The organism is Rhizobium sp. CF142, from assembly GCF_000281145.1.
Classification (GTDB): Bacteria; Pseudomonadota; Alphaproteobacteria; order Rhizobiales; family Rhizobiaceae; genus Rhizobium.
In genome coordinates this window covers 1-15,123 of record NZ_AJWE01000018.1, presented here as the reverse complement: position 1 = coordinate 15,123, position 15,123 = coordinate 1, and the positions used below count along the sequence as shown (strand labels likewise).

The 15,123-nt window shown below is 60.1% G+C and carries 17 protein-coding genes; 9 read left to right on the top strand and 8 right to left on the bottom strand.

What is annotated here, in order from left to right:
- Positions 1–14 precede the first annotated feature (14 nt).
- Entirely contained in the window at positions 15–863 is an 849-nt protein-coding gene (locus tag PMI11_RS05315) for a TIGR01459 family HAD-type hydrolase (RefSeq protein WP_007814207.1), read from the bottom strand.
- 307 nt (positions 864–1,170) lie between these two features.
- Here PMI11_RS05315 and groES point away from each other — a divergent pair, with 307 nt between their 5' ends.
- The 3 genes from groES (at position 1,171) to PMI11_RS05300 (ending at position 4,259) form a co-directional block, all read left to right on the top strand.
- Positions 1,171–1,467: a co-chaperone GroES gene (gene groES / locus PMI11_RS05310; RefSeq protein ID WP_007814205.1), complete on the top strand. Its 297-nt coding sequence runs from the start codon at positions 1,171–1,173 to the stop codon at positions 1,465–1,467.
- 55 nt (positions 1,468–1,522) lie between these two features.
- Positions 1,523–3,160, top strand: a complete 1,638-nt coding sequence (groL, locus tag PMI11_RS05305; protein WP_007814203.1) for a chaperonin GroEL — start codon at positions 1,523–1,525, stop codon at positions 3,158–3,160.
- A gap of 652 nt (positions 3,161–3,812) precedes the next feature.
- Positions 3,813–4,259 carry a hypothetical protein gene (locus tag PMI11_RS05300; protein WP_007814201.1) on the top strand — a complete coding sequence of 149 codons (447 nt, stop codon included), beginning with the start codon at positions 3,813–3,815 and terminating at the stop codon, positions 4,257–4,259.
- 67 nt (positions 4,260–4,326) lie between these two features.
- Here PMI11_RS05300 and PMI11_RS05295 read toward each other — a convergent pair whose 3' ends face one another.
- On the bottom strand, positions 4,327–5,037 hold the full coding sequence (locus PMI11_RS05295; protein WP_007814199.1) for a glutathione binding-like protein: 711 nt from the start codon (positions 5,035–5,037) through the stop codon (positions 4,327–4,329).
- 204 nt (positions 5,038–5,241) lie between these two features.
- Here PMI11_RS05295 and PMI11_RS05290 point away from each other — a divergent pair, with 204 nt between their 5' ends.
- Positions 5,242–5,670 (top strand): DoxX family protein, encoded by a 429-nt coding sequence (locus PMI11_RS05290; protein WP_007814196.1) that lies wholly within the window; start codon positions 5,242–5,244, stop codon positions 5,668–5,670.
- Between the two features lie 71 nt (positions 5,671–5,741).
- Here the strand turns inward: PMI11_RS05290 and hisG are convergent, their stop codons facing one another.
- From hisG to hisS, 3 genes are read right to left on the bottom strand one after another with little or no spacing between them, the layout of a single operon-like run.
- On the bottom strand, positions 5,742–6,437 hold the full coding sequence (gene hisG, locus PMI11_RS05285) for an ATP phosphoribosyltransferase (protein ID WP_007814195.1): 696 nt from the start codon (positions 6,435–6,437) through the stop codon (positions 5,742–5,744).
- Positions 6,434–7,555, bottom strand: coding sequence for an ATP phosphoribosyltransferase regulatory subunit (locus tag PMI11_RS05280; RefSeq protein WP_007814193.1), 1,122 nt, complete (start codon positions 7,553–7,555; stop codon positions 6,434–6,436). The genes hisG and PMI11_RS05280 overlap by 4 nt, the downstream gene beginning before the upstream one ends.
- 1 nt (position 7,556) lies before the next feature.
- Entirely contained in the window at positions 7,557–9,071 is a 1,515-nt protein-coding gene (hisS, locus tag PMI11_RS05275) for a histidine--tRNA ligase (protein ID WP_007814192.1), read from the bottom strand.
- Positions 9,072–9,206: 135 nt separating this feature from the next.
- Between hisS and PMI11_RS05270 the strand changes: the two genes are divergently transcribed.
- The 3 genes from PMI11_RS05270 (at position 9,207) to PMI11_RS05260 (ending at position 10,802) form a co-directional block, all read left to right on the top strand.
- Positions 9,207–9,965 carry a hypothetical protein gene (locus PMI11_RS05270; RefSeq protein WP_007814190.1) on the top strand — a complete coding sequence of 253 codons (759 nt, stop codon included), beginning with the start codon at positions 9,207–9,209 and terminating at the stop codon, positions 9,963–9,965.
- Positions 9,966–10,005: 40 nt separating this feature from the next.
- Complete coding sequence (locus PMI11_RS05265; protein WP_037070763.1) at positions 10,006–10,371, top strand: hypothetical protein; 366 nt, start codon at positions 10,006–10,008, stop codon at positions 10,369–10,371.
- A 71-nt stretch (positions 10,372–10,442) separates the two neighbouring features.
- Positions 10,443–10,802, top strand: a complete 360-nt coding sequence (locus tag PMI11_RS05260) for a CopM family metallochaperone (RefSeq protein WP_007814187.1) — start codon at positions 10,443–10,445, stop codon at positions 10,800–10,802.
- A 67-nt stretch (positions 10,803–10,869) separates the two neighbouring features.
- Here the strand turns inward: PMI11_RS05260 and PMI11_RS05255 are convergent, their stop codons facing one another.
- Complete coding sequence (locus PMI11_RS05255; RefSeq protein WP_007814185.1) at positions 10,870–11,919, bottom strand: aldo/keto reductase; 1,050 nt, start codon at positions 11,917–11,919, stop codon at positions 10,870–10,872.
- A 246-nt stretch (positions 11,920–12,165) separates the two neighbouring features.
- Here PMI11_RS05255 and PMI11_RS05250 point away from each other — a divergent pair, with 246 nt between their 5' ends.
- A complete protein-coding gene (locus PMI11_RS05250; RefSeq protein ID WP_007814183.1) occupies positions 12,166–12,870 on the top strand; it encodes an HAD family hydrolase in 705 nt (234 codons plus the stop codon).
- Between the two features lie 6 nt (positions 12,871–12,876).
- Here PMI11_RS05250 and PMI11_RS05245 read toward each other — a convergent pair whose 3' ends face one another.
- Both PMI11_RS05245 and PMI11_RS05240 read right to left on the bottom strand, forming a co-directional pair.
- Positions 12,877–13,362 (bottom strand): hypothetical protein, encoded by a 486-nt coding sequence (locus PMI11_RS05245; RefSeq protein ID WP_007814181.1) that lies wholly within the window; start codon positions 13,360–13,362, stop codon positions 12,877–12,879.
- Positions 13,359–13,988 carry a DNA-3-methyladenine glycosylase I gene (locus PMI11_RS05240; RefSeq protein WP_007814179.1) on the bottom strand — a complete coding sequence of 210 codons (630 nt, stop codon included), beginning with the start codon at positions 13,986–13,988 and terminating at the stop codon, positions 13,359–13,361. The genes PMI11_RS05245 and PMI11_RS05240 overlap by 4 nt, the downstream gene beginning before the upstream one ends.
- A 210-nt stretch (positions 13,989–14,198) precedes the next feature.
- Between PMI11_RS05240 and PMI11_RS05235 the strand changes: the two genes are divergently transcribed.
- Positions 14,199–14,951, top strand: coding sequence for a L,D-transpeptidase (locus PMI11_RS05235; RefSeq protein WP_007814177.1), 753 nt, complete (start codon positions 14,199–14,201; stop codon positions 14,949–14,951).
- The last annotated feature ends 172 nt before the right edge of the window (positions 14,952–15,123 follow it).

Here is a 15,123-nt window from a genome sequence, read left to right as displayed (position 1 = left end):
CGGCTTCAATTCTCTTATGCGAGGCGCGGCATCCACCACTTCGGCGCTGCCTTTTCCCGTTCGAGATAGGCGTGCAGGATCGCCTCGTCGGTCTCGCCGTGCAGCGTATATTCCTTCGCGTGGATACCACCGCTGATGTAGAGGAGGTCGAGGCCATAATTCAAGGCGCCGCGAACATCCGTCGGCATGCCGTCGCCAATCGCCAGCACACGGTCGATAGGGAAATCACCACGGACCTCGCGGGCAGCGGCAAGTGTGGCCTCATAGATCGGCCGGTGTGGCTTGCCGGCGATCCGGGTGGAGCCTCCGAGTTGCTCATAATAGGCGGCCATGGCGCCGGCGCAGGGAATGATGCGGTGACCGCGCTCGACCACGAGGTCGGGATTGGCGCAGATCATCGGCACGTTGCGGGCTTTGAAATCCAGCAGCATGTCCGTGTAGTCCTCGGGCGTCTGCGTCTCGTCGTCGAAAAAGCCGGTGCAGACGACGGAGGTGGCGTCGCCCGCAGCAGCACGCTCGATATCGAGGCCTTCAAGGATCGGATTGTCGCGCTCAGGGCCGAGCAGGAAGACCTCGCGCGGGCCTTCGGCAATCAGCGCGCGGGTGACGTCGCCAGAGGTGACGATACGGTCATAGGCACTGTCAGGCACGCCGATCTGGCGCAGCTGCTCGACGACCTGCCAGGAGACGCGCGGCGAATTGGTGATGAGGACGACGGTCAGGCCGGCGGCGCGGGCCGCCTGCAGCGCCTCGCCTGCCTTCGGGAACGGATCGACGCCGTTATGCACGACGCCCCAGACATCGCAGAGCACCGCATCGTATCGATCGGTGATCTCGGAGAAGTTCGCAATCCGCTTTGCCATTCCGCTTTCCTGCTTCGCTTTCAGTCACCGGTGACATTGCAAAGGCGGGCTTCAATGGCAAGGCATTTTCTGCGTCAGGCGAAGAACGCCGGGGTTCAAAAGCCGGGCGTGAGCAAAGCTCGGTAACCAAGCCGGACAAATCCTGCCTGTCTCCACAATTCCGGCACAAAAATCCGTGATGGCTCTTCTTGACTCCTTCTGGAGCCATCCCTAAATGCACGGCGGTAGCACTCACGGGAGTTGAGTGCTAACACTTTCATTGTGGGCCAACCCGGTCCGCGAATGTCATTTGATCGAGGGATTAGCAATGGCAAGCACCAATTTCCGCCCGCTTCACGATCGCGTCGTCGTCCGTCGCGTTGAATCCGAAGCGAAGACCAAGGGTGGCATCATCATCCCGGACACCGCCAAGGAAAAGCCGCAGGAAGGCGAAATCGTCGCCGTCGGTTCCGGCGCTCGTGACGAATCCGGCAAGGTCGTTCCGCTCGACGTCAAGGCTGGCGACCGTATCCTGTTCGGCAAGTGGTCGGGCACGGAAGTCAAGATCGACGGCGAAGACCTTCTGATCATGAAGGAAGCCGACATCATGGGCATCATCGGCTAATCGGCCGATTGTCTTTCATCGAAATCGCTGACACCCCTTTTCAGGAGTTCTCAAAATGGCAGCTAAAGAAGTAAAGTTCGGCCGCAGCGCGCGCGAAAAGATGCTGCGCGGCGTCGACGTCCTCGCTGACGCAGTGAAGGTCACGCTTGGTCCTAAGGGCCGCAACGTCGTTATCGACAAGTCCTTCGGCGCTCCGCGCATCACCAAGGACGGTGTTTCGGTCGCCAAGGAAATCGAACTTGAAGACAAGTTCGAAAACATGGGCGCCCAGATGGTCCGCGAAGTTGCTTCAAAGACCAACGACGTCGCCGGCGACGGCACCACGACTGCAACGGTTCTCGCACAGGCCATCGTTCGCGAAGGCAACAAGGCTGTTGCTGCCGGCATGAACCCGATGGACCTGAAGCGCGGCATCGATCTCGCCGTTGCTGAAGTCGTCAAGGATCTCCAGGCCAAGGCCAAGAAGATCTCCACCTCGGAAGAAGTTGCCCAGGTCGGCACGATCTCTGCAAACGGCGACAAGCAGGTCGGTCTCGACATTGCTGAAGCCATGCAGAAGGTCGGCAACGAAGGTGTTATCACCGTCGAAGAAGCCAAGACCGCTGAAACCGAGCTCGAAGTCGTCGAAGGCATGCAGTTCGACCGCGGCTACCTCAGCCCTTACTTCGTCACCAACCCGGAAAAGATGGTTGCTGACCTCGAAGACGCCTTCATCCTCCTGCACGAAAAGAAGCTCTCGAACCTGCAGTCCATGCTCCCGGTTCTCGAAGCTGTCGTTCAGACCGGCAAGCCGCTCCTCATCATCGCTGAAGACGTCGAAGGCGAAGCTCTTGCTACGCTCGTCGTTAACAAGCTGCGCGGCGGTCTGAAGATTGCTGCTGTCAAGGCTCCGGGCTTCGGCGACCGCCGCAAGGCCATGCTTGAAGACATCGCCATCTTGACGGGCGGCACTGTCATCTCCGAAGACCTCGGCATCAAGCTCGAGTCTGTCACCCTCGACATGCTCGGCCGCACCAAGAAGGTTTCGATCTCCAAGGAAAACACCACGATCGTCGACGGCGCTGGCGCCAAGTCCGACATCGAAGGCCGTGTTGCCCAGATCAAGGCCCAGATCGAAGAAACCACCTCCGATTACGACCGCGAGAAGCTGCAGGAACGTCTTGCCAAGCTCGCTGGCGGCGTTGCCGTTATCCGCGTCGGCGGTTCGACGGAAGTCGAAGTGAAGGAAAAGAAGGACCGCATCGACGACGCTCTCAACGCGACGCGCGCTGCTGTTCAGGAAGGTATCGTCCCAGGCGGCGGTATTGCTCTCCTGCGCTCCTCCACGAAGATCACCGTCAAGGGTGAAAACCAGGATCAGGAAGCCGGCGTCAACATCGTTCGCCGCGCCCTGCAGTCTCTGGTTCGCCAGATCGCGGAAAACGCCGGTGATGAAGCTTCGATCGTTGTCGGTAAGGTTCTCGACAAGAACGAAGACAATTACGGCTACAACGCCCAGACGTCCGAATATGGCGACATGATCGCCATGGGCATCGTCGACCCGCTCAAGGTTGTCCGTACGGCTCTGCAGAACGCAGCTTCGGTTGCTTCGCTGCTGATCACCACGGAAGCCATGATCGCCGAGCTGCCGAAGAAGGACGCTCCGGCAATGCCGGGCGGCATGGGCGGTATGGGCGGTATGGACATGATGTGATAGGCGTAAGCCATCACTGATATCCATTCCGGTCTCCGGAACAGGAAGGGCGGTCTTCGGATCGCCCTTTTTTATTCAGCCGATTCGAAAATAATCGCGGCTTAAGCTGCGACTTAAGGCGCCGTTTTTGGTCCGAAGCTTTCGCGAGGCTTGCGTATTTCGCATTTTCCCCTTTAAGGAAATTTGGTCTCAGAGCCGTCTAATTTACTAAAACTGCATGCTATGGTATCTGTGAAACCGTTTCCACAACGCATAAATGAGACTTTTGCCCACAAAATTAGCGGATAACGCGCAGTCCGGGCAAAATCCAATCATAACGTCAACCTAACGCCCCGGAAAAAGCCGTTGCCGTTTGCGCAAAAGTTCCTATAAATCCGCGCTGCAATTGACGTTCGCCCCGGAAGAATTCTCGCCTCAGACGAGACCGGATACGCCAAAGGCCACGCGTGAACATTCGGGCTTTCGAAGGTCTCCGCGAACATACGAGATTAAATCTTGCAGGAGACATTCGAGCGGCGACCATCAAAGGCGCGGCCGGACAACTGTTTCAGCAAGGTGAAAGCACAGGCATGATGCCTGGCGCTGCGTGATCCTGTTTCTTTGTGTTTGCCGAGTGTGTGGCAGGGGAGCCGCACCCGAACTGGGGAACGCCTTGTTTAAGATCGCCAAAGCCAATGCTGCCGCACCCTTGATGCCCGGCTCGCTGGACTACAACAATCATAATCACGACATGTTGGCGCAGTTTTCCGTTTCCGAAAGCTGGATCGGAGACTTTTCGACTGGAGTCATCAGGCTCGGCGAGTGGAGCGCGATGCTGCACGGTCTCCTGGCGCAGGAATGCGGCCTGTTGAGCCTGGTGCGCTGTTACGATTCCAAGGACCGCAACCACGTTCTGCAGCTCTTCGAGCAGGCTGCGACGCTTTCCTCATCCTTCTGCTTTTCGACGACCATCATCATGCCGAACGGCTTTCGCCAGCCGCTCTTCTGCATGGGCGAATCCAACGGGCTGGAAGAAAAATACAGCGGTAGCATGGTCGGCGTTTTCGTCTTCCCGCGCTTCAAGCTGGAAGGCGCCAGCCAGATTGCCAGCCGGCAGTAATCTGCCCGCGTGGGCATAAGAAAAAGCCGGTCGCGAGACCGGCCTTTCTGTTTCAATCCGAAGAATGTCAGTCGGGCTTGACCGGAATGTTGAGGCCCTTCTCGCTTGCCGGGCGGGCGATGCAGCGCTGCAGCCAGTCCATGACGGCGGGGAACTTCGCATAGTCCAGCACTTCGCGGCCGCCATAGAAGATATCGGCGCCGCGGATCCACGGGAAGGTGGTGATGTCGGCGATGGTGTATTCGTCGCCCATGATCCACTGGCGGCCCTGCAGGCGGCTTTCCAGCACGCTCAACAGGCGCTTGGCCTCATCGCGGTAGCGCTCCACCGGGTAGGAATTGTTGGCGACCTTGTCGGCGGCGAATTTGTAGAAATGGCCAAACTGGCCAAACATCGGGCCAATACCCGCCATCTGGAAAAAGACCCATTGGATGGTTTCATAGCGGCCTGCAGCATCGGCCGGGATCAGCTTGCCGGTCTTTTCCGCCAGATAGAGCAGGATAGCGCCGGATTCGAAGAGCCCGATCGGCTTTCCATCCGGGCCGTTGGGATCGATGATTGCCGGGATACGGCCGTTTGGGTTCAGCGATACGAATTCCGCCGTCTTCTGATCCGTCGTCGCGAAGGACACATAATGGGGCTCATAGGGCAGCGCGAGTTCCTCCAGCGCCACTGAAATCTTCACGCCATTCGGCGTCTGAAGCGAATAAAGCTGGATAATGTCGGGGTTCTTCGCCGGCCAGCGGCTGGTGATCGGAAATGCGGAAAGATCTGCCATCGGTTTCTCCTTGGGTGAGGCGGCGACCATAAAAGACAGCCGCCATACAAGGCAAGCCAACCGATCGTTTCATATTAGTGAACAAACTGTCCGCTGACGTTTATCTTTCCCCAACGTCAGAAAAAGGCGAAATAGAGGGCATCCGAGGTCCAACACGGTGCCGGGGCATCAAGACCTCAAGAGCCATTCAACGGAGCAACGTCCATGTCGAATACGAATAACGCCCTCATCCTTCTCGCCCGCATTCTTCTGTCCTTCATGTTCATCCTTGCCGGCTTCGGCAAGGTAACCGATGCTGCCGGTACTGCCGGCATGATCGCCGGTGCCGGCCTGCCGGCAGCAACCCTCCTGGCCTATGTTGCAGGCCTCTTCGAACTACTGGCCGGCCTTGCGGTTCTCACGGGCTTCCAGGTCCGCATTGTCGGCTGGCTGCTCGCTGGCTTCTGTGTCTTCACGGCCGTTGTCTTCCATCTGCCCTACGCAAGTGGCGCGGAACTCGTGAATATCCTCAACCAGATTATGGTCATGAAGAACATCACACTGGCCGGCGCGTACATCCTGCTTGCCACCGTCGGTGCCGGTGCCTATTCGATCGACGCACGCCGCGGCCTGCAGGCCGTCGCCGCCCGCTAATTCCATTTCCTCCAAAACACGAAAACCCGCCGTCTCTCCTGACGGCGGGTTTTGCATGTTCAACAACGTGATCAGAGAACCGAGCGGACAGCCTCGACGATCGCCGTCACCGTGGGCGTATCGGCATGGGCATCCTTGCGGGCGCGCACGAGGCAGGCTTCCGAGCGCAGGATGACGCCATCGGAGAGCACCTTGAGGTGATTGGCGCGCAGTGTGGAGCCGGTGGAGGTGATATCGACGATGATATCGGCCGAACCGGAAGCGGGTGCGCCTTCGGTGGCGCCGAGGCTCTCGACGATGCGGTAGAGCTGGATACCGTGCTGGCTGGAGAAGAACTGCTGGGTCAGGCGCCAGTATTTCGTGGCGATCGCCAGACGTCGGCCATGACGGGCGCGGAAATCGGCAGCGACATCCACAAGGTCAGCCATCGTATCGACATCCAGCCAGATTTCCGGCACGGCGACGACGACATCGGCATGGCCGAAGCCGAGCCGGGCGCAGAATTCCACCCGCTTGTCGGCCTCCGCCAGTCCTTCGCGCACGAGGTCTTCGCCGGTAACGCCGAAATCGATAGAGCCGTTGCCGAGTTCGCGGGAAATTTCCGACGCCGAGAGGAAGGCGATTTCCACATCGTCCCAGCCTTCGACGCGGCCGCGATAGGAGCGGTCATTGCCGACGGCATAGATTTTCAGGCCGGCGCGCTCGAAGATATCAGAGCAGTCGTCCTTCATGCGGCCCTTGGAGGGAAGCGCAATGGTGATCGTCATGCGGCTGCCCTTTCGGTTTCGATACGGTCGAGCCAGAGGGAGAAGCCGACGGCGGGAATGCGATCCTTCGCGCCCAGGAAGGTCAACAGCCTGTCGAAACGGCCACCGCCGGCGAGAACCGCCGTGGAACCTTCAGCCATGACCTCGAAGACGAGGCCGGTGTAATAATCGAGCGGACGACCGAAGGCAGCGCGGTATTCGATGAGCGAAAGATCGACGCCGGCATTGGAAAGTGCCGCCACACGGCCATCGAAACGCGCAAGCGCATTGCCGAGCTTCAGCCCTGCCGCGTCGGCGAAATGCGAAAGCGCTGCCGATGCGTTGACGAGCGGCACCTTGAGCGACAGGAACTGCTCCAGCACGTGGAAGGCTGCGTCATCGAGCCGGGTTTCGGACAGGACAAGCTTTTCCCTCAGCCGACGGGCGATCTCCTGCGGCGAGCGGCTGGCATTGGTGGAATAGCCGGTCACCTGCATGGTCTCGTCGATATAGGCAATCAGCGCTACCTCATCCTCGAGGCCGACCAACTGAGCAACCTTATCGTCGAGGCCGGTGACAAATTGCGGGCTGACGAGACCCGCCAGCAGAGTCTCCAGTTGCATCATATTGCCGAAAGCATGGATCAGCCGCTTCTGCCAGCCGACCGGCAGGCCGAGCGCCTGCACCACAGCTTCGAAGACGGCCTGATCGCCGATCGTGACGGAGAGTTGCCGACCGGGCAGCAAGCGGGACAGGATGCCAACGGCATCGCCGATCGCGCGGGCATCGGCACTGGCGAGATTGATATCGCCGAGATCCTCGATGCCTGCCTGATAGAATTCATTGCTGCCGTCGCGGCGCTGGCGGAAGACTTCGCCGAGATAGGAGTAGCGCTTCGGCGTGCCCGTCGCGCTCTCGATATGGCGCAGACAGACGGGAATGGTGAATTCCGGGCGCAGGCAGAGGCTGGCGCCGGTTTCGCTTTCCGTCATGAAGATACGCCGGCGAAGATCCTCGCCGGCGATATCGAGAAAGGGCTCGGCCGGCTGGATGACCGGCGTGTCGATACGCTCCGCCTTGCGGGCGGAAAATTCATCCAGAAGCTCGCCGGAGAATGCGGGGAGGTTGATGAGGGCCATATCAGCCCGCCCTCTTCCGGTCCTCCGCCTGGGCGGCGAGGATTTCCTTCACCTTGGCGACGAGATCACCTTCCGGCACGGTTTCCTGTGCCACGCGCGCCTCGCGCCAGGTCGTGTTGTCCTCGATCTCGCCGGACAGGCGCTTGCCTTCGATGAGATCCTTGATCTGCACGACGCCCTCAGCACGCTCGTCGCCGCCCTGAATGATGGCGATCGGGCAGCCGCGGCGGTCGGCATATTTCAGCTGATTGCCGAACTTCTTCCAGTTGCCTTGGAACATCTCGGCACGGATGCCGGCGGCGCGAAGCTGCTGCGTGAAGCGCTGGTAGCGGCCCATCGCCTCGACATCGCCGTCCATGACGGTGACGAGCACCGGCTCGATGATATCCTGCTGGCCGAGCTTTCCGAGGTTCTTCAGCGCCGTCATCAGGCGCGAGACGCCGATCGAAAAGCCCGTGGCCGGAACCGGCTGGCCCATGAAGCGGGAGACGAGACCGTCATACCGGCCGCCGCCGCCGACGGAGCCGAAGACGACCTTCTCGCCCTTTTCGTTGGTGACGTCGAAGAGCAGTTCGGCCTCATAGACCGGGCCGGTATAATATTCGAGGCCGCGCACGACAGAGGGATCGATCTTGATGCGGTCGGACTGATAGCCGGCGCTGGTGACGAGCGCGCCGATGAAATTCAGCTCCTCGACGCCTTCGACGCCCTTGCTCGTGCCGGCGACCAGCTCTGCCAGCTGGGCGGCACTTTCGGCATAGTTCTTGATGCCGACGAAGAAGAGGACCTTCTCGATCTGGCTCTGATCAAGGCCGGCGCCCTTGGTGAAATCGCCTGACTCATCCTTGCGGCCGGGGCCGAGCAGCAGGGCGACACCTTCGGGGCCGAACTTGTCGAGCTTGTCGATGGCGCGCAACACATTGAGACGCTGGCCGGCCTTGTCATCGCCGCCGAGGCCGATCGCTTCGAGCACGCCATCCAGAACCTTGCGGTTGTTGACGCGGATGACGTAATCGCCGCGCTTGATGCCGAGTGCTTCCAGCGTATCGGACATCATCATGCACATTTCGGCATCGGCCTGGACGCCGGGCGCACCTACGGTATCGGCATCGAACTGCATGAACTGGCGGAAACGGCCCGGACCCGGCTTCTCGTTGCGGAAGACGTAACCGGCGCGATAGGTGCGGTAGGGAAGCTGGATCTCGTTGAAATTCTCCGCCACATGACGGGCGAGCGGCGCCGTCAGGTCGTAGCGCAGCGACATCCACTGCTCGTCGTCGTCCTGTAGCGAGAAGACACCCTCGTTCGGACGGTCGCTATCGGGCAGGAACTTGCCGAGCGCATCGGTATATTCAAGCAGCGGCGTCTCGACCGGATCGAAACCATAATGCTCATAGACCTCGTGGATCTTCGCAGTCATTTCGTTGACGGCGCGGAGATCGGCTGCTGAGCGGTCAACAAAGCCGCGCGGAAGGCGGGCCTTGAGCTTTTGCGGTTTCTTCTGCTTGTCGTTCATTTCGGGGGATTTCCACATATGTGACAGTGGCGGTTTCCTAGCGGATTGGGCGGGTAGCGGCAAGGGCAAGGGCCTTGATATGGCGACCAGAATCGATGGAACGATGCGGAAAGGACCTGATATCAGGATATAGCCATGATCGCGGAAGCGCTTCAGTATCTCGCCACATCAGCGCTTACGGGCAGCGCGCAGCGCCGCTTCGTGCGCTATTCGGTCAATCTGTGGTCACGCGCCGGCCGCTGCAGCCGCGATTGGGCGGTCCATGAGGCCAAGAGCAAGGATGCCATTCGCGCCGCGATATCAGGCCTGTCACAGCGGCGGACCGCAGTCGTGCTCGGGTCCGGATTGCTCCGGGACGTGCCGATCGAGGATCTGGCTGGGAGTTTCGATACGGTCGTGCTTGTCGATCTCGTGCATCTGGCCTCCGTGCGCCTGCGGCTGAGAGGCAAGCGCTATCGGAACGTGCGGCTGATCGAACGCGATCTCTCCGGCTATGACGACCTGAAGGCAGGACACGATCCGGAGCCGCTCGGCTTCCTGCGCAGCGTGCCCTATCTCGATTTCGTCGTTTCCGCCAACCTGCTCTCGCAGATCGGCCGGGGCGTCAAACGACGATATGAGGCGGAAGCTCCCTCCGGGATGCCCGAAGATACCGTTGAGCGGCTGGTAGCGGCGCATATCGGGGGGCTGGCGGCTCAGCCCTGCCGCACCTGCCTGGTGACCGACATCTCCTACGTGGTCATCGACCGGACCGGCAAAGTACATGAGGAAGCCGACCTGCTGCATGGCGTGGCGCCGCCCGAGGCGAAGGCCGGCTGGGACTGGCCCGTCGCACCGCTTGGCGAAGAAAGTCGTGACTACCAGATCGTTCACAAGGTCATTGCCGCCTGGTGAGCGGCTTGGCTTTTCACCTGGGCTTGCCTATGTTTCTCGCATGCGCGCTTTGGCTCTCATGACGATGTTTTTCGGCTGGCTGGTCTACAGCACCCTGTCGGCATGGGCTGGCTGCCCGACCTGCGCATCGATGAACATGGCGGTACAGACCGAAGCCAGCACAGCGCATCATCACATCGAGGGCATGGCCATGCCTGACATGTCGGCCAAGGCCGATTATGCGAAAGACCCTTGCTCCACAGGCGTTGCCCATATGCCGCTCTGCGCCGCCTGCATGGTGCTGCCGCCGGCCGATCTGCTTGCCGATGGCGGCAAGCATGTTTTCGCCTATCCGTCTCCGGCTCTCGACCGGGCGCTGAGGGGCAACAGACCGGTACCGCAGGCGCCGCCTCCCCGCTTCATCTAACGATCCCTTTTGCAGAGCGGCAGCAATACGCTGCCATTAGACCCTATTGCCAGACAGAGGAAGGAATACTCATGCCTTTGAAAATCATCACTCTTTCCGCCATCATCGCTTTCGCTGCACCCGCCTTTGCCGAGGATATGTCGACCATGGACATGTCCAAGCACATGGGCGGCCACGGCCCGTCCAGCCAGGCTTTCACAGAGGCCAATGACAGGATGCACAAGGATATGATGATCAAACTAAGCGGCGATACCGATGTGGATTTCGTCCGCAGCATGATCCCTCACCATCAGGGAGCGATCGACATGGCAAAGATCGAGCTGCAGTACGGAAAGGATCCGGAAATCCGCAAACTTGCCGAGAGTGTTATCAAGGCGCAGGAGGCTGAAATCGCAGAGATGAATGCCTGGCTGAAGGCCCACGCCAAATAAGCCGACAGCAAGAATAAAAGGGGCCGCCGTCGGAACGGCGGCCCTTTTCAATCAGGCCTTTGCCTGATCAGGCCTTGGGCTCGAAATCGACCGGGCGGCGGCCGGCAGCCTGGCGGGAAAGCATCCAGCCCGGATATTCCGGAGCGAGCGCGCTGACCTCATCGAGTTTCTTGATCTCCTCGGCATCGAGCTTCAGCGTGACGGCTGCAAGGTTCTGGTCGAGCTGGTCGACACGCTTGGCGCCGATGATGACGGTCGTGACGAAGGGCTTGGCGAGGATATAGGCAAGCGCCACGGTGGCGACGCTCACGTCATGCTTTTCGGCGATTTCGCGCATAACGGCGACACAGGCCCAGGCCCGGTCCTTGTCGACAGGCGGGAAGTCGAAATTGGCACGGCGGCCTTCACCATTGCCTGGTGCGCCCGGACCATACTTGCCCGAGAGCAGGCCGCCAGCGAGCGGCGACCAGACCATGAGGCCGAGCTTTTCTTCCTGCAGCAGCGGCACGATATCGCGTTCGAGGTCACGGCCGGCAATCGAATAGTAGGCCTGCACGGTCTCAAAACGGGCATAGTCCTTACGCTCGGAAATGCCGAGCGCCTTGGCGATGCGCCATGCCTGCCAGTTGGACACGCCGACGTAACGCACGAGCCCACGGGAGACGAGATCGTCGAGCGCGCGCAGCGTCTCGTCGATCGGGGTGACCGGATCGGTGGCATGGATCTGGTAGAGATCGATATGATCCGTCTGCAGGCGCTTGAGGCTGGCTTCGACTGAGTCCATGATATGGCCGCGCGAGGCGCCTCGGTCGTTCGGCTTGTCGCCCATCACGCCATAGACCTTGGTGGCGATGACGACATCCTTGCGCGGCACGCCGAGGTTCTTCAGTGCCTGGCCGAGCAATCGCTCGGATTCACCAAACGAATAGACGTCCGCGGTATCGATGAAATTGACGCCGGCATCCAGCGAACGCTGGACGATCTCATCGGCCGCCTTCTGGTCGACATCGGCAATGGCGCCCCAGGGGGTGCCTTGCTTGGCCTCCCCGAATGTCATGGTTCCAAGGCAGATTTCAGATACGAAAAGTCCGGTATTTCCGAGTTGATTGTAACGCATGTCGAGAAATTCCCTTGTGTCTGCCGCAATAGGGGCTTGCGGACTGCTGAACTCTATTTTTTGATTATTGGCCTGCGCGTAACAGGCACAGCCGGGGCTGGCTGCAAGGTGAGGCACTTTTCATGTAGGTCGCCAGCCCGCGTTTTTCAACGGAACACGGCCCCGTGGAGACGCCCTTGTCTCGACACAGGCTGGGAATAGATTGCCCGCCCTATAGAGACAGGGCGTATTTCTAGAGGTGCGTATATGACCGCCCGACCATTGACGACGATCGGTTTCGATGCCGATGACACACTCTGGCAGAACGAACATTATTACAGACTGACGGAAGAGCATTTTACCCGGCTTCTCACCGATTTCGCCGAGGGCGCGAAGATTTCCGAGCGGCTTCTCGAAGCCGAAAAACGCAACCTCGCCCACTACGGTTTCGGCATCAAAGGCTTCACGCTGTCGATGATCGAAACGGCGATCGAGATCACCGAGGGCAAGGTGCCGGCGAGTGTGATCGCCAAAATCCTCGATACCGGACGCGACCTTCTGTCCCATCCGGTCGAAACCCTGCCGCATGTGCGCGACACGCTGGAAACGCTTGCCGGAAAATATTTGCTGGTGGTGATCACCAAGGGTGATCTCTTCGATCAGGAGCGTAAGCTCGCCCAGTCCGGACTTGGCGACTATTTCGATGCTGTCGAGATCGTCTCCGACAAGACGGCGGTCACCTATCGGCGCATCTTCTCCAAGGTCGGCGACGGGCCGGAGCGGGCGATGATGGTCGGCAATTCGCTGAAGTCCGATATCGTGCCGGCCATTGCCGCCGGCAGCTACGGGGTCTTCGTGCCCCACGAACTCACCTGGGTCCTGGAGCGGGTCGAGGAGCCGAAGGACGCGCCGCGCTTCCGCAGGATCGTCCATCTCGGCGAATTGCGCGGGCTGATCGACGGGTTACACTAAGCGACACTATTTCCGCTTCGGAAACAGCGACGGCTGCTCCTGCTGGGCAGGCGCCGGTTGCGTAGCCTGAGGAGCGGCGGCAAGCGGCTCGATCAGGATGCTGTAGGGCGCACCGAGCCCGCGCCGCGGCGAGACCTTGGAATAATAAGGGCGCAGCAGCCAGGTGGCGTTTTCCTTGACTGTCATCTCGTAGCTGGTGCCGTCCTCGTCCGTGCCGAAAAAGGCTTCGTCATCGGGTTTCGACAGATCGAAGATCGCGAGATAGGCGAATTTGCTCTTTGTCTCGAAGCTGATCTTCACATGCTGGCCGGCGCGCACGGGCAGCGTATAGACATGGCTGTTGCCGAATTTGGTCCAACCCTTCAATTGCATGGTCACGGCGGGGAACTGCAGCTTTTCGATCTTCTCGCCCGGGTCGAGTTGGGGCGTCTGCGCAAAGGCTGCGGAGGCGGACAGGAAAAGTGCTGTGGCGAGCACAAGAAGCGATTTCATGGGCGCACCAATGCTGCGCGCATCGCCTCCACTTCAGCGCGGCAGAAGCAGCCTTCGAGATGATCGTTGACGAGACCCATAGCCTGCATGAAGGCATAAACTGTGGTCGGTCCGACAAAGGTCCAGCCGCGCTTCTTCAAATCCTTGGAAATCCTGACTGACGTGGCGGTGGTCGGATTGGCAACGATATGCTGGCGGTCGACGACTGCAGGCCGATCTTCCTGCCGCGGTTCATAGTTCCAGAAGTAGCGCGAGAGAGAACCGAATTCGTCCCTGAGATCGATTGCGCGACGCGCATTGTTGATCGTCGATACGATCTTGCCGCGATGGCGGATAATGCCGGCGTCAGCAAGGCAGCGAGCGATATCCTCGTCGCCAAAGCGCGCCACCTTCTCGAAATCGAAGCCGGCGAAAGCGGCGCGGAAATTCTCGCGCTTGCGCAGGATCGTCAGCCAGGAAAGACCGGATTGGAAACCTTCGAGGCAGATCTTCTCGAAGAGCCTGATGTCATCGGTGACAGGCCTGCCCCACTCCTCATCGTGGTAGCGCAGGTAGTCGGGCAGATTCGCGTGCCAGTGGCAGCGGCTCTTGCCGTCCTCGCCGATGATGATGCCGGTTTCGCTCATATTTTCTTCTCGTTTTGCGGCTGTGAATCCGGCTTTACCATTTGCAAACCTTCTTTCCAAACCGAACGGTAACCCTGACGAAAAGTTTATTCCGTCCGTCGCCTTTTAATGAATCCGCATTTACCATTCGCTGGCGAACGTGGTGGCAGCATGACCGCAGGCGGACATTTCCGCCAGCGCATTTTCGGCCATTTGTAGAGAGTTCGTCCGATGATGAAACCCCTTGTCCTTGCCGCAGCAATGCTCGGCATTCTGTCCACGGCCGCCTTTGCAGACGACCGCTACGCCTCCCGTCCGCCCGTGGTGCTGAGCCCCGATCTCACCGCCCCCTGGATCAACCAGCTCGGCGGCGGTTCGGTTCGTCCCGTCGTCTACCAGCGGCCAGTCGTCGTACAGCAGCGCGGCCTTTTCCAGCAGCGCCGGACGTACATCCAGCGCGCGCCGCAGCCGGCACCGCAAACCGTTTCGGCCATCCGCCCCGGCGTTCCCGTCATCCGTGGGCAGGTCGAGCCGCAGTTCCTGCCACAGATCGTCGATTACGATACCAAGGAAAGGCCCGGCACGCTTATCATCGACACCAACAACCGCTTCCTCTACCTCGTCATGGATGGCGGCAAGGCCCGCCGCTACGGCGTGGGTGTCGGCAAGCCCGGCTTCGAATGGGCAGGCGCCCACAAGATCACCCGCAAGTCGGAGTGGCCGGATTGGACGCCGCCGTCGGAAATGGTGAGCCGCGAAGCCGCCAAGGGTCATTATCTTCCCGCCCGCATGGATGGCGGCCCGGAAAACCCGCTTGGCGCGCGCGCCATGTATCTCGGCTCCACGCTCTACCGCATTCACGGCACGAATGCGCCCTGGACGATCGGCAGCGCCGTCTCCTCCGGCTGTATCCGCATGCGCAACGAGGACGTGGTCGACCTTTACGATCGCGTCAATGTCGGCACCCGCGTCATCGTGATGTAAAGGCCAAATAACGCCAGCGGACGGCAAGAACAGCCGCCCGCTGGACAACAAAAAACCGTGTCTCTCACCTCTCCGACTTGAAATTCAAACCGATTTGACTAGCCTCTACGCGGTCTGAAGGAGAGGGTATCGAAAATGAAGCAGTTTTTTAGGCTCGCAGCGGCGGCTGCCG

What these genes read in the sequence shown, in the direction of transcription:
- PMI11_RS05235 (WP_007814177.1), top strand. Translation starts at nt 14,199, where the DNA reads ATGATGAAACCCCTTGTCCTTGCCGCAGCAATGCTCGGCATTCTGTCC.
- PMI11_RS05295 (WP_007814199.1), bottom strand. Translation starts at nt 5,037, where the DNA reads ATGGCAGATCTTTCCGCATTTCCGATCACCAGCCGCTGGCCGGCGAAG.
- PMI11_RS05315 (WP_007814207.1), bottom strand. Translation starts at nt 863, where the DNA reads ATGGCAAAGCGGATTGCGAACTTCTCCGAGATCACCGATCGATACGAT.
- PMI11_RS05250 (WP_007814183.1), top strand. Translation starts at nt 12,166, where the DNA reads ATGACCGCCCGACCATTGACGACGATCGGTTTCGATGCCGATGACACA.
- PMI11_RS05290 (WP_007814196.1), top strand. Translation starts at nt 5,242, where the DNA reads ATGTCGAATACGAATAACGCCCTCATCCTTCTCGCCCGCATTCTTCTG.
- PMI11_RS05260 (WP_007814187.1), top strand. Translation starts at nt 10,443, where the DNA reads ATGCCTTTGAAAATCATCACTCTTTCCGCCATCATCGCTTTCGCTGCA.
- groL (WP_007814203.1), top strand. Translation starts at nt 1,523, where the DNA reads ATGGCAGCTAAAGAAGTAAAGTTCGGCCGCAGCGCGCGCGAAAAGATG.
- hisG (WP_007814195.1), bottom strand. Translation starts at nt 6,437, where the DNA reads ATGACGATCACCATTGCGCTTCCCTCCAAGGGCCGCATGAAGGACGAC.
- PMI11_RS05240 (WP_007814179.1), bottom strand. Translation starts at nt 13,988, where the DNA reads ATGAGCGAAACCGGCATCATCATCGGCGAGGACGGCAAGAGCCGCTGC.
- hisS (WP_007814192.1), bottom strand. Translation starts at nt 9,071, where the DNA reads ATGAACGACAAGCAGAAGAAACCGCAAAAGCTCAAGGCCCGCCTTCCG.
- PMI11_RS05280 (WP_007814193.1), bottom strand. Translation starts at nt 7,555, where the DNA reads ATGGCCCTCATCAACCTCCCCGCATTCTCCGGCGAGCTTCTGGATGAA.
- PMI11_RS05245 (WP_007814181.1), bottom strand. Translation starts at nt 13,362, where the DNA reads ATGAAATCGCTTCTTGTGCTCGCCACAGCACTTTTCCTGTCCGCCTCC.
- PMI11_RS05255 (WP_007814185.1), bottom strand. Translation starts at nt 11,919, where the DNA reads ATGCGTTACAATCAACTCGGAAATACCGGACTTTTCGTATCTGAAATC.
- PMI11_RS05265 (WP_037070763.1), top strand. Translation starts at nt 10,006, where the DNA reads ATGCGCGCTTTGGCTCTCATGACGATGTTTTTCGGCTGGCTGGTCTAC.
- PMI11_RS05270 (WP_007814190.1), top strand. Translation starts at nt 9,207, where the DNA reads ATGATCGCGGAAGCGCTTCAGTATCTCGCCACATCAGCGCTTACGGGC.
- groES (WP_007814205.1), top strand. Translation starts at nt 1,171, where the DNA reads ATGGCAAGCACCAATTTCCGCCCGCTTCACGATCGCGTCGTCGTCCGT.